This is a genomic window from Psychrobacter sp. (assembly GCF_041554015.1).
Lineage (GTDB): Bacteria > Pseudomonadota > Gammaproteobacteria > Pseudomonadales > Moraxellaceae > Psychrobacter.
The window spans coordinates 1-13,545 of sequence record NZ_JBFFMS010000048.1; the positions used below are offsets into that span (position 1 = coordinate 1).

The window sequence follows — 13,545 nt, forward strand, 5'->3', positions numbered from 1 at the left end:
ACGATTCACCACTTACAAAATATAATCTAAGGATAGAGTATGAGTGCCAGCCTAACCACGACTTTTGATGACAAAAACACTGAAACATCAAACCTGACCAACCCCACCTTAGTCCTCAACTGCGGTTCCTCTTCTATCAAATACGCGCTCATCAGCGAAGACAATTCTACTCGTATCACAGGTTTGGCCGAAAACTTAGGCCTCGACACCGCCCGTATCAAACACACGACGTTAAATGGTGAAAAACTAGAAATCGCCATTGCTGGTGGTCGTCACGAACTTGCCTTAAAAAGAATCCTTGAGCTCTTAGAGCAGTATCACTTTATCGCTGTTGGTCATCGCGTGGTACACGGCGGCCGTGAATATTCAGAAGCGGTACGGGTCAATCAGCATGTGCTAGAAGAAGTGAAGCGCTTAAAAGTGCTAGCACCCTTACATAACCCTGCCAATGCTTTGGGTATCGAAGCGGTACAGGCCATTTATCCTGAGATTCCACAAGTGGTGGTCTTTGATACTGCTTTCCACCAAACCATGCCGCCGGTGGCATTCCGTTATCCGCTACCAAAAGCCCTTTATGACGAACATAAAATCCGTCGTTATGGCTTCCATGGTACCTCGCACGCCTATGTATCAGAGCGTGCCAGCGAAATTACCAGCGCCAAAGGCCCGCATGGTTGGTTAACAGCGCATTTAGGCAATGGTTGCTCGGCAACGGCTGTTTACGATGGCAAAAGTCTTGATACCAGTATGGGTCTGACCCCGCTTGAAGGGCTAATGATGGGCACGCGCAGCGGTGATGTAGATCCAAGCTTACATATCCATCTTAAACGCCAACTCGGTATGAGCTTAGAAGAAATTGATAAAGTACTTAATAACGAAAGTGGTCTGCTCGGTATCTCAGGCTTATCAAATGACTTGCGTACTATTGAGCAAGCAGCCAACGAAGGTCATCAAGACGCCAAGCTTGCTATTGAGATGTTCTGCTACCGTGTCGCTAAATACCTTGCTAGCTTAAGCTGTGCCCTACCTAACTTTACGGGTATTGTCTTTACCGGTGGTATTGGCGAAAACTCGGTCACCACGCGGACGCGTATCTTAGAGATGATGCCGCATTTTGGTATCAAAGTAGATGCCGCTAAAAACGCCAGCTTGGTCGGTGGTCGCGAAGGCAGTTTCCAAGCCGACGATAGCAGCATTGAGCTGTGGGTAGTACCGACCGATGAAGAATGCCGTATCGCTCAAGAAACGCGTCAAGCCTTGGGTTTACAGTAAGATTGGTAGCAACATATAAAGAGTAGTACCACCTCGTTAAAAATATAATAAACAGTAGGATATATTATGCAAACTATTTTACTTGTGCCCATCAGCCGCGGTATCGGCGTGACGTCAGCGGCGTTAGGCTTGATTCGTGCTTTTGATTATAACGGCATTAAAGCGGGCTTTATGAAGCCGTTTTTGCAAGATGACACGCTCGATAAGCAAAACAGCTTGGACAGCTCAAGCGCTTTGGCAATGCATGCTTTTGGGCTTAAGCCGCCAGCATCTATCAGCCGTCAACGGGTTGAGCGTATGATAGGTGATGACAATCTTGATGACTTGATGGAAGAGGTGGTCGTCAACTACCATACCTTAGGCGATGATTATGACGTGGTCATTTGCGAAGGTTTGGTTCCGACCACTGAAACTTCTTATGCCTCACAAATCAACCGTGCGATCGCCCATGCGCTAGATGCCAAGATCATTTTTGTCAGTACCGCTGATACCAGTAAACCTGCCTATTTGGCAGATAAGCTCGATGTCCATGCTCGCGAATTTGGTGGTATGGGAAGTGATCGTACGCTTGGCTGCATCTTGATGCGCATGCATGATTTACCAAATACGCAAAGCACCGTAGAAAATCAGATTGTTGCTCCTGGTGAAGCCATTGTGAGCTTGGACGAAGGCTTTATGCAAGAAGTCCAACGTCTATCGCCACATTTCAATACCGAGCAATTTCGTCTTATCGGGGTAGTACCCTTTAGCGACTCATTGTCGGTACCTCGTACATGGGATATCGCTACCGAGCTTGATGCTACATGGCTCAATGTCGGTGAAGCAAAGTCGCGCCGTATCAATCGTATCAGCTTAACCGCACGCTCAGTTTCACGCGTCGATGAAGTGCTCAAGCGTGGCACCCTTATCGTGGTGCCCGGTGACCGTGATGATTTATTATTGGCAGCGGGACTTGCTTGTATCAACGGTATCCCGCTGGCAGGATTGGTCTTGACCGGCGGTGTCGCGCCAAGTCCAACCGTAGCTGAGCTTTGGCAATCTGCCCTCAAAACTGGCATACCAGTGATGAGTGTCGAGACGGACAGCTACGAGACAGTACAAAACCTCACACATATGAGTGCTGAGATTCCAAGCGATGACACCGAGCGCGCTGAAGAAGTGGCGCGTTATGTCGCTGCCCACTTAGATTTGAGCTGGATTAAAGGTTACTTTAGCCAAAATTATGAGCCGCGTCTGTCACCGTCAGCATTCCGTCATCAGGTGGTCAAAAAAGCGCAAAATGCCAGAAAACGCATCGTGCTACCAGAAGGCTCTGAGCCGCGTACGGTAGAAGCGGCCTGTATCTGTCAGAGCCGTGGTATTGCCAATTGCGTATTGCTCGCTAAGCGTTCTGATGTCGAGCAAGTGGCTAAAAACCTCGACTTGGTATTGCCAGAGGGGCTTGAGATTATCGATCCTGATAACCTTGATATGAATAAATATATCACTGCTGTGGTTGAGCGGCGTAAAGGTAAAACCAGCGCCGAAGTGGCTGCTGAATATCTGCAAGATACCGTGTATCTGGGTACGGCTATGCTACAGATGGACGAAGTTGATGGTCTGGTCTCTGGCGCCATTCATACTACGGCGAATACTGTGCGCCCAGCGTTTCAGCTGATCAAAACGGCACCGGAGTACTCACTTGTGTCGTCAGTCTTCTTTATGCTGCTGCCTGAGCAAGTGGTCGTCTATGGTGACTGTGCCATCAACCCTGATCCAAATGCAGAAGAGTTGGCTGAGATTGCTATTCAGTCAGCGCAGTCTGCTGCGGCCTTTGGTATCGATCCAAAAGTGGCGATGATCAGCTACTCTACTGGCTCATCTGGTACTGGCGCTGATGTTGAAAAAGTCACCCGTGCCACCCAAATCGTCCGCGAGCGAGCGCCAAATCTAAAAGTCGATGGCCCATTGCAGTATGACGCCGCCTCGGTCATGAGCGTCGGTAAGCAAAAAGCGCCGGACTCACCCGTTGCCGGACAAGCAAACGTCTTTATCTTCCCTGATCTAAACACGGGTAACACCACTTATAAAGCAGTACAACGTAGCGCCAATGTGGTCAGTGTCGGACCGATGCTGCAAGGTTTGAATAAACCTGTCAATGATTTGTCACGTGGCGCTTTGGTCGATGATATTATCTATACCATCGCCCTGACTGCCATCCAAGCGCATAGCGATTTGATTTAATATGTAAATTTTATTTAAAAACACATTAGTGAGCCGATTATCATGGTGATGGTCGGCTTTTTTATGGCTTATCAATACTATAATAAAGCATCATGAAAACGATATGCGCGATAAATGAATACTCACGTGACTCACGTGCTATAGTCGATTTATCATCAATCAAACCCAATGCCCATCTGCTTCATTCTTACTCATTTATGCCAAATACCATTAATCATTGCCCTGCAACAACTACTGCCCCAGCTATTCGTGCTTATTTGGGCGGCTCATTTGATCCTGTCCATAAGGGTCATTTGCAAATGGCAATGTACGTTTATCAGCATTTATTACCGTTAGCTAAGCAACAACAGCGCGATCTTTATATATCGTTATTGCCCAATGCGCGCTCTCCCTTTAAAGACAGAAGCACCAACCCTGAGCACCGATTGGCTATGCTAAAGCTTGCCATACAGGATACGCCATTACAAATAAATGAGCTTGAGCTGTGGCAAGCGCCGCCCGTCTATACCATCGATAGTGTGCAGAACCTGCGGACTCTCTATCCAAATGACAGCCTGATATTTATCATGGGCATGGACAGCGCGCGCAGCTTGGATAAATGGAACAGTGGCTTAGCATTGACTGATTATGTCAATCTATGGGTATTTAATCGTGCAGAAAATTTGGATTTTAATAAAGATGCTCCTAAGACTGAATGGCAGAATCCCTTAAACTCTCAACTTCCCATACCGCTACGCCCTTTAATCATCGATTCGATACCTGAATTACTGACAGTAAATGCCGCACCGTTGACGGCTGGCTTTAACATCAAAAATCGCCATCAAGGGCATATTTATATCGACCCGCGCCCCGTGACAGCGATATCAAGCACCCAGATACGCCAGCAATTGCAGCAACCTCTCCCATATACTGCTCACGCGCCAACCATGCCTCACTCTCTAAATATAAAACACGCGACCCAAATGCAAATCACATCTCGCGCACCAATAAATGATATCATAGGCAGTACTGCACCCAATTCAGCCGCTAAATGGCTAAATCCTGCTGTTTATCAATATATTATCGCCCATCAGCTATATTCTGCGGCTCAATTCCGTTAAAATCATCTTATCATTGTCATTTTGCACACCCTGTCTTGATACGTCACTACTCATATTGGGTCAATTCGACAATACAATTTTATGCAAATTGACGATTTAGCATTTTATTTTTAATATTTACGATTCAAGAGATTAAAATTTATGACCAACACCATGACAGACGAACGCTTAAAAGAGTGCTTAGCGGTAGTCGAAAGCGCGCTTGACGATATGAAAGCGAAAAATATCACCGTAATGGATGTAGCAGCATTAACAGACGTAATGGAGCGCATCGTCATCGCTGACGGTACTTCTAAGCGCCATGTGCGCGCGATGGCTGATAGTGTCGGCGCTGAAGTAAAACAAGCGGGCTTTATGCCACTTGGCCGTGAAGGCGGTATCGACTCTGACTGGACATTGATTGATTTGGGCGCTGTTGTCGTCCATATGATGACGCCACAAGCCCGTGAGTTCTATGACTTAGAGGGTCTATGGTCATCACCTGAGCAATTGGCTGAGCTGGTTGCGACGCCACGTGAAAAGAAAACTGCTGGTCGCCGCAATAAAAACAAGTAATCTGATTTATTGCCAAAACTGCTTAAAAAAGACCAGATATCATTTCTGGTCTTTTTTTGTTTAAAAATTGGCAGCGCCAAACTTTAAAGTGCTAAAGCCATATAATCCGGTGCATGATTAGGCTAAGATAATACCCATTCATATTAACCTTGCACCCATTCTTCCCTTATAAATTAGAAAATTTAATGAACATAGAACCTATAAATATAGAGACAATAGAGTCCATCTTTCAAAAAAATACAGCCGACTTTAACCAAACCCTACCGCTACATATCGCTAACCTAGTTTGCGTGCGCGCTGGCAAAGCCATGCCATTTACCCGAGAAGAGATAAGCGCCATTGATAAAGCGCCCATTGACGCCCCTGTCGCGGTTAACTTTATGGGTCTCGCCACCGACGAACAAGCCGACCGACGCCATCATGGTGGACCCCTAAAAGCCGTGCATCAACTAGCAACGGCGACTTACGATAAGATTAATGCTGAGTTTGGTTTAAAGGTACGCGTTGGCACACTAGGTGAGAACCTGACGACTGAAGCGGTCAATGGTCTGCCAGAGATGGATGAATCAACGGTTTGTATCGGCGATATTTTTCAGTATGGGCAAGATAAAGGTATTGCTGGGAATGGGGAAGACAGTGTGCAATTGCGTATCGTGCAACCGCGCCGCCCCTGCTATAAGATCAATGACCAAATCGGACAATTTACCAAAGTACCGAATATTGCCGCATGGGTTAGTAAGCAAGGTATCGCTGGCTGGTACTTTGAGGTCGTACGTGATGGCATGATTAACGCTGATTTGCCGGTTTATCTAATTGAACGCCCCTATCCGTTTGCCACCCTTGAGACACTGTGGCAGTTATCAAATTCAAAAGAGAAATTTGCAGCAGAAGTCATTGAGCCATGGCTGGTAATTGACTGTCTGGAAGAAAGTTGGAAAAAGGTATTGGTAAAGAAGATTAAAAAGGGTTAGCACTTATGGCAAAAAATCTCTTTTTCGCATTAGCCTGTGCCCTAACGCTGCCCCTAACTGGCTGCGTGACCACCAATAAGTCGCAAATAGCGAACAGTGAATCCTTTATTATCGATAGCGAGACCTACAAAGCCACTGGCAAGAGCCAGCGCATTAAATCCATCGTCCTGCACTATACGGTCTCAGATAATGCCAGATCAATAAAGACATTGACCACCGGTCAAGTCAGCGCCCACTATCTGATTTTGGATCATAATGACAACAAGATTTATAACCTAGTGCCCGAGGGCGAACGCGCTTGGCATGCAGGCAATGGCAGTTTTGCTGGTAGAACGATACTCAACGATACCTCTATCGGCATCGAGATTGTCAATGCAGGCATTAAGCCTGAATATCGAGATGCCTTAAAAAACGGCGCGCTCGACTATCATCCTTATGAGCACTATGTCGACTTTGATGAATTGCAGATTAAAAAAGTGGCGCAGCTGGTGCAAGAGTTGGCAAAAAGATATAATATATCTGCAAAGAATATTATCGGTCATGCCGATATGGCACCCTCGCGTAAAATCGACCCAGGGGCGAAGTTCCCTTGGCAGAGACTACATAAGGAGTACGGCATTGGGGCTTGGTATGATGACTTTGATAAGCAATACTTTATGAATGAACAAGACTTTGCCGCAGCTACGATACCTGAAATCAAGCAAGCGTTTCGCGATTACGGCTATCAAATCAATGACACAGACGCGTGGGATAAAGCCAGTCGCAATGTCGTGTATGCCTTTCAACTGCATTTCAGACCGCAGCAGCCAACGGGTGAGCTGGATTTAGAAACTTATGCTATTTTAAAGGCTCTCAATGAGAAGTATGCTGGTCGTGATGACTTTTATTAAGTGATAAAAACATTAGGAGACATATGCCATGAATAACTCACCATACAATGAGCAAAACGAGCAAAATGAACAAGACGATCTACAGAAATATCTAGAAGAAAAAGCGAGGCAGGAGCAAGAAGAGGAAATGAAAAAAGAACAAGAACCTGAGCAGCTGTCAGCTTATGAGGCTTGTGTACTAAAAGAAAGCGCTAGGATTCATGAGTTGATTGCTGAGGCTCAGAGGGATGTTAAAAAGGGTTCAGATGATGAATAATTAGATGATTACCACAGAGTAGGTTAATTTTGTCATACCTTTATACAGAGTAAAGGCAAAATATAGCCTACTGTCTGGTACGGTCAGCAAGTATTTAAAAAAAATTATCAATTAAGTACATCTGTGATATTACGATTAATTGATTTGATAGAAACAATGACTCCGTCAAGTAAGAAATCCAGAGCTTTACCGTACCCACTACTGACTGTAGATGTATCGAAACCTAATCTCTCAAGAACTTTTATAGCTTCCTCTATCGATTCATGAGAGTCAGCATTTCTTAAATCATTATTAACAAATAAAGGCGCCATTGTAGTATTTGATTTCTTCCAATCTATCATTTTTGCTGAATCAGCCAGCGCACTTTTATCTTCAAACTGCTCATTCAAGTGTTCTAAAATATTCAATATACCTTGAAGAAGTTTTAATCCTTGTAAGTTAGCAACTTCATCTTTACGTGCGCCTAGAGCTCGTAAAACCCTTCTTAAAGTACCTACTTTTAATCTAACCATAATCTCGTTTAAGGTTTTACAACGAGATAAAAAATCCTGCTGATACATATCTAACGGGGCGACCTGCGCCATACGCTGGATAATTGGAAAATCTTTAAATCCTTCATTATTATAAGACTGACGTTCAAACTCACTAAATTGACTAGGGAGAATAGTTTCACCGTTAGCTGCTTCAACAAGCTTTGGTAAATTCTCACTTAACTCTATTAGCTGTAGTAATAGTCTATCTACTTTAGAAACAATATGCTCTTCTGAACTATCTCTAGCTACAAACTCTTCTTCTGAGATCGCATATTGGTGTGCGTGATAAACCTCTTGGTCTGGTATACCCCTATATAGCTCATAGAAAGGAACTTTGATTATATTTCTACCTACTCGCTTACAATCTCTAAAGGCCCATTGACCTTTGTACGAAGGGGAACTGGAGAAATGATTATAAACTTTAGAGGGTACAGCATTGAATACTTTATTTTTTTCATATTTTTCTAAAAACCTATCATCTAGATAAGCATATTTATTGCTACGGATGTCCCTAACTTGCTTAGGAGTAATAGGTTGAGAGTCGTCTGGCCATATCAGCGAATAAATATCCTGTTCACTACATAAAACTGGAGAAACTGCTACAACTGATGCCCATAACTGTAATAGTATTTTTCCATCAACTTCACGTATATCTAGTTCGCCCCAGCCATTGCCAATAATTTCATTATAGTGATTATTATCATTTATTAATTGTCTTACTTCAGAACTGTCATCTATATATGCTTCATAGAAGAAAACTCGCACACCATAGCAACCTGTCATCCATAAGTATTTTCTTAAATAATCATTTCGCATTATCCAATAGACATCTCGCTTGAGTTTAAACTCAAACTCGGAAGCGATATCTCCTTCGGTCACCCCTATGATTGGTAGTGATAAATCATCATAGATTATTTTTTGTTCATCATTACCCACAACCCTTGGTGACAACCCTAAAGTCATCCACACTTTTTCAGCTAAGTTATAGGAATAACGTGACCCATCGCCCCATGACGCAACAATATAGTCGTATCCTGATACAGTTGTTTTAATTGGGTAAATGCCCCCTATTTCATCACAGATTGGCGTAGATGATTTAACTGTACCTTCTGCACTTTCTGATAGCACTTTGAGAGATTGAATATCTTTTTCAGGAACACAAGCCATGAGCATATGTAGATGTTCATACCCATTCTTGTACTGATTCTTTTCAAATTGAGTAGTTACATTTATTTTACTATCTGGTATATCGATGCTCTCTTGTGAAAGAAGCGACTTTAAAGTTAGCGGTACACAACTCATTGGTAGAGGAAATTCATTTATGTAGTCAATTATTTTTGTCATCCAAATAGTATCCATAACGTAAATTCAATGAAGTAAAAGTCGCGGCTTTATAAGATGAAATCTCTAAACTACAATAGATAATATCAAGAACACGATGTCACCGCTAGCCCCGACTGTAGCGGTATCCTGCTAGTTTGGGCGAGTTGCGATGGCTAGAGTTTGAGGTGGCGACGCGAAGCAAGCGACGACCCAAACAGTAGCTAGCGCCTCGCCCAAACTGGCAGATACAAGCGGAAGGCGGAAAATAGCTCCCCTACTACAAAAACTCAAACCCCAAACACAAAAAAGGTGAGCCAAAGCCCACCTTTTTTATTATCTAAAATTACTTGGTCTATATCTTAACGAATCCAAGCACGGGCGTTACGGAACATACGCATCCACGCGCCGTCCTCGTCCCACGCTTCTGGTTTCCAGCTATGATTGTAGGCACGTAGCGTACGCTCAGGGTGCGGCATCATGATGGTAACACGACCGTCAGTGCTACACAGACCCGTGACACCGCCGAGCGAACCGTTTGGATTGAGCGGGTACGTCTCAGTTGACTGACCTTGGCTATCGACGAAGCGCATAGCAAGCTGACCATGTTTTGCCATACCGTCGATTTCTGTCTCGTTTAGCGTGGCATAGCCTTCACCATGCGCGATAGCGATTGGTAAGATACTGTCTTGCATCCCTTTGAATAGGATAGACTTGGTGCGCTCGACTTTTACGTTGACCGTACGCGCTTCAAAACGAGCTGATTTATTGGCGATAAAGCGTGGGAAGTTTTCCGCGCCTGGGATTAAATCTTTTAACTGCGCCATCATCTGACAACCGTTACAGACACCGAGTGAGAAGGTATCCGGACGGGCAAAGAAGCGTACAAACTGCATGCGCAACTCGTCATGGAACAAGATAGAGTTTGCCCAGCCAGAGCCTGCACCCAACACATCACCGTAACTAAAGCCACCACAAGCGACCAGACCGTCGAAGTCGCGTAGATTGATGCGACCTTCTAGCAAGTCGCTCATATGCACGTCGACTGCTTCAAAGCCAGCTTGGGTAAAACCTGCTGCCATTTCTGTCTGACCGTTGACGCCTTGCTCACGCAGGATTGCGACTCTTGGTTTAGTTTCGCGGCTGTTTAAGTATGGCTCTTCAACCTTTTGATTGAGGTCAAAGTTTGGTGCAGCGATAAGACCTTGATGGCTAGCGTCAGAGATCAAGTCATACTCTTGCTGTACGCACGCTGGGTTGTCGCGGCGACGGGCGATTTGATAGCTGACCTGACTCCACTCTTGTTGTAGCTCAGAACGGCTAAAGCGTAAAGTATCGTCACCCATAAGAGTTGGGGTTTGAATGATAAGGCTGTCTTCTTCAGTACTTTGACCGACGAGGCTCATCATTTCGCTGACGTTAAACTCTTCTGCCAATTGCATTAAAGCCGCGACGTTTTCTGGTAATACTTGGATGACCGCGCCTAGCTCTTCACTGAACAGCTGACCCAATAAGTTGTCATCAGTCAATGACAGCTTGATACCTTGACGGCTGGTAAACTGCATCTCTGCGATGGTCGCAAGCAGACCACCATCACCGATATCATGATAAGCGCTGATGACGCCTTGCGCGTTACCCGCTTGGATAAAGTTGAAGAAGTCAACCAAGTCGCTCGGCTGCGCCAAGTCTGGGCAGTCGTTACCTAATTGGCTAAGCGTTTGCGCAAGGATTGAACCGCCTAGACGCAATTTACCTTTTGATAAATCAATACGGTAGAAGGCGCTATCACCATTGATTAGCTCAGGCGTCAAGGTTTTTGCCACATCAACAACAGGTGCAAAAGCCGTAATGACCAAGCTCATTGGCGAAACCACTGATTTGTCCGTACTGCCGTCCTCATTGCTGTCTGTCCAGTTAGCACGCATCGATAGCGAATCTTTACCGACTGGGATAGCGATACCTAATGCTGGACATAGCTCTTCACCAACAGCGTGGACGGCGTCAAACAAGGCAGCATCTTCGTTGTCATCACCACAAGCTGCCATCCAGTTTGCTGACATGGTGATATCAGATAGCTGAGTAATACGCGCACCAGCGATATTGGTAATTGCCTCACCAACCGCGAGACGTGCAGAGGCTTTTGGATTAATTAAAGCCACTGGCGTACGTTCGCCAACGCTCATCGCTTCACCGCTCATTGGCTGACCATCTAGCGCTATCAGGCCTGAAGCCGTCACGGCGCAATCGGCAACCGGTACTTGATAGCGACCGACATACTGATCACGCACGACCATACCCGTGATAGAGCGGTCACCAATGCTGATAAGGAAAGATTTGCTAGCGACAGTTGGATGACGCAGCACGTCTTTGATTGATTCGGCTAAATTGACATCACCTAGCTCTAGTGATGGCAAAGTAGTTTCTTGACTGCTAAAGCTACGCTGCATTTTTGGTGTACCACCGAGCAATACTTGCATCGGCATATCAACAGGCTGCTCAGGGAGCAATTCATCATTTACAACTAATTGACGTACTTCTGTAGCTTCACCCAAGATGGCATACGGGCAGCGCTCACGGGCACAGATGGCATCGAACTGCTCTTTGCTCTCTGGGCGAATCGCTAGCACATAACGCTCTTGCGCTTCGTTTGACCAGATCGCCATCGGTGACATGCCCGCTTCTAGCGATGGGATTTTACGTAGATTGAGCACCGCGCCCATTTCATGGTCATTGACCAATTCTGGCATCGCATTTGATAGACCACCGGCACCGACGTCGTGTAGAGAAACTATTGGGTTGCCATCTTTACTGTTATTACTTGCATCAACGTCATTACCAGACTGTCCATTACCAGCTAGTGCCCAGCAGCGATCGATAACTTCTTGGCAGCGACGCTCCATCTCAGCGTTATCACGCTGTACAGATGCAAAGTCTAGACCTTCATCAAGCGAACCACTATCAACAGAAGATGCCGCGCCGCCGCCTAGACCGATTTGCATCGCAGGGCCACCAAGGACGATCAATAGATCACCTTGTTGAATGGCATTTTTTTCAATGAGGTTACGTTTAATATTGCCGTAACCACCTGCAAGCATGATGGGCTTATGATAGCCGCGCATCTCGCTACCGTCTTTTGCCGCTGATGTGTCCAATTGGAAACTACGGAAATAACCGCATAAGTTTGGACGACCAAATTCATTTGAGAAATTGGCTGAGCCGAGTGGCGCTTCGGTCATAATTTCAAGACTGGTCGCCATACGATCCGGCGTACCATAATCCTGCGTACTTACTTGACCTGATTGCTCCCATTTTTCCGCAAGCTCTGGGATATGTAAGTGTGATACATGAAAACCTGTTAAACCTGCTTTTGGCTTACCGCCGCGACCTGTTGCGCCTTCGTCACGAATCTCACCGCCCGCACCCGTCGCTGCACCTGCATAAGGGGCAATCGCAGTTGGATGGTTATGGGTTTCGACCTTCATTAAGATATCGATTTCTTCTTGATGGAAATCATACGGATGCGCAGAGTTGGCATCCATTGCATCAGTAGGAATTGGATAAAAACGCAAGCCTTCAGAACCTGCCATCACCGCAGCGTTGTCTTTATAAGCCGACAAGATACCTTGTGGATTGGCTTTATAAGTATTCTTAATCATTTGGAACAGTGATTTTGGCTGGACTTCGCCATCGACCGTCCACTCAGCATTAAAAATCTTATGACGGCAATGCTCAGAGTTTGCTTGGGCAAACATCATGAGCTCAACGTCGGTTGGATTGCGCTTTAGCTCATTGACATAGGCATTCATCAAATAGTCGATATCCTCAACAGATAGCGCAAAACCAAATTCTGTATTGGCTGCTTCAAGCGCCGCCTGACCTTGACCGATCACATCGATATGATTGAGCGACGCTGGCTGTTCATCATCAAACAATTTACTGACGTCATTTAAATCATAGACCAAGCTTTGGGTCATACGGTCAAACAATAATTGCTCAGCATTTACTGGCAATTTTTCGCCTGCGTCACCATCGACGGTTAGCGTATAAACAATGACACGTTCGACGCGATTGATTTTAATTTCACAGTTATTAAAGATATCGGTCGCTTTACTTGCCCATGGCGATATGGTGCCAAAACGTGGGCCAACGACGACTTGTAGTTGATTGCTATCTGGGGCTGCAAGGACAGTACTACTGTCGACAGCAAGTAAGTCTAGCGCTTTTTTATGCTCATCACTTTTGAGTTCTCGTGATAACACATACACTTGCTGGGTATGAATTTGACTGACATTTAGCTCGGTTTTTTGCTGAAACTGACTGATGAGTTGCTGCGTCTGAAAATCGGTAAGAAACGGTTGTCCGGCGATGGTCATCATAAAGGCATAATCCGTAAGATCAAGGCATCTCTGCCATGCAAAGTAAATG

At 45.3% G+C, this 13,545-nt stretch carries 9 protein-coding genes; 7 read left to right on the forward strand and 2 right to left on the reverse strand.

Annotation, left to right across the window (positions count from 1 at the left end; genetic code table 11):
• Nucleotides 1-39 precede the first annotated feature (39 nt).
• The 7 genes from ABYU67_RS10845 (at nt 40) to ABYU67_RS10875 (ending at nt 7,267) form a co-directional block, all read left to right on the forward strand.
• Complete coding sequence (locus tag ABYU67_RS10845) at nt 40-1,272, forward strand: acetate/propionate family kinase (protein ID WP_372845085.1); 1,233 nt, start codon at nt 40-42, stop codon at nt 1,270-1,272.
• Between the two features lie 66 nt (nt 1,273-1,338).
• Complete coding sequence (pta, locus tag ABYU67_RS10850) at nt 1,339-3,495, forward strand: phosphate acetyltransferase (protein WP_372845087.1); 2,157 nt, start codon at nt 1,339-1,341, stop codon at nt 3,493-3,495.
• A 92-nt stretch (nt 3,496-3,587) separates the two neighbouring features.
• A complete protein-coding gene (locus ABYU67_RS10855; protein WP_372845089.1) occupies nt 3,588-4,595 on the forward strand; it encodes a nicotinate-nicotinamide nucleotide adenylyltransferase in 1,008 nt (335 codons plus the stop codon).
• A 141-nt stretch (nt 4,596-4,736) separates the two neighbouring features.
• Nucleotides 4,737-5,150, forward strand: coding sequence for a ribosome silencing factor (gene rsfS / locus ABYU67_RS10860; RefSeq protein ID WP_372845091.1), 414 nt, complete (start codon nt 4,737-4,739; stop codon nt 5,148-5,150).
• A gap of 185 nt (nt 5,151-5,335) precedes the next feature.
• Nucleotides 5,336-6,121: an MOSC domain-containing protein gene (locus tag ABYU67_RS10865; RefSeq protein ID WP_372845093.1), complete on the forward strand. Its 786-nt coding sequence runs from the start codon at nt 5,336-5,338 to the stop codon at nt 6,119-6,121.
• Between the two features lie 5 nt (nt 6,122-6,126).
• Nucleotides 6,127-7,011, forward strand: coding sequence for an N-acetylmuramoyl-L-alanine amidase (locus ABYU67_RS10870; RefSeq protein ID WP_372845095.1), 885 nt, complete (start codon nt 6,127-6,129; stop codon nt 7,009-7,011).
• A 28-nt stretch (nt 7,012-7,039) separates the two neighbouring features.
• Nucleotides 7,040-7,267 (forward strand): hypothetical protein, encoded by a 228-nt coding sequence (locus ABYU67_RS10875; protein ID WP_372845097.1) that lies wholly within the window; start codon nt 7,040-7,042, stop codon nt 7,265-7,267.
• A 107-nt stretch (nt 7,268-7,374) separates the two neighbouring features.
• Here ABYU67_RS10875 and ABYU67_RS10880 read toward each other — a convergent pair whose 3' ends face one another.
• Together ABYU67_RS10880 and purL are read right to left on the reverse strand one after the other, a co-directional pair.
• Nucleotides 7,375-9,159, reverse strand: a complete 1,785-nt coding sequence (locus ABYU67_RS10880) for a hypothetical protein (RefSeq protein ID WP_372845099.1) — start codon at nt 9,157-9,159, stop codon at nt 7,375-7,377.
• A gap of 323 nt (nt 9,160-9,482) precedes the next feature.
• On the reverse strand, nt 9,483-13,496 hold the full coding sequence (gene purL / locus ABYU67_RS10885) for a phosphoribosylformylglycinamidine synthase (protein WP_372845101.1): 4,014 nt from the start codon (nt 13,494-13,496) through the stop codon (nt 9,483-9,485).
• Between the last annotated feature and the right edge of the window lie 49 nt (nt 13,497-13,545).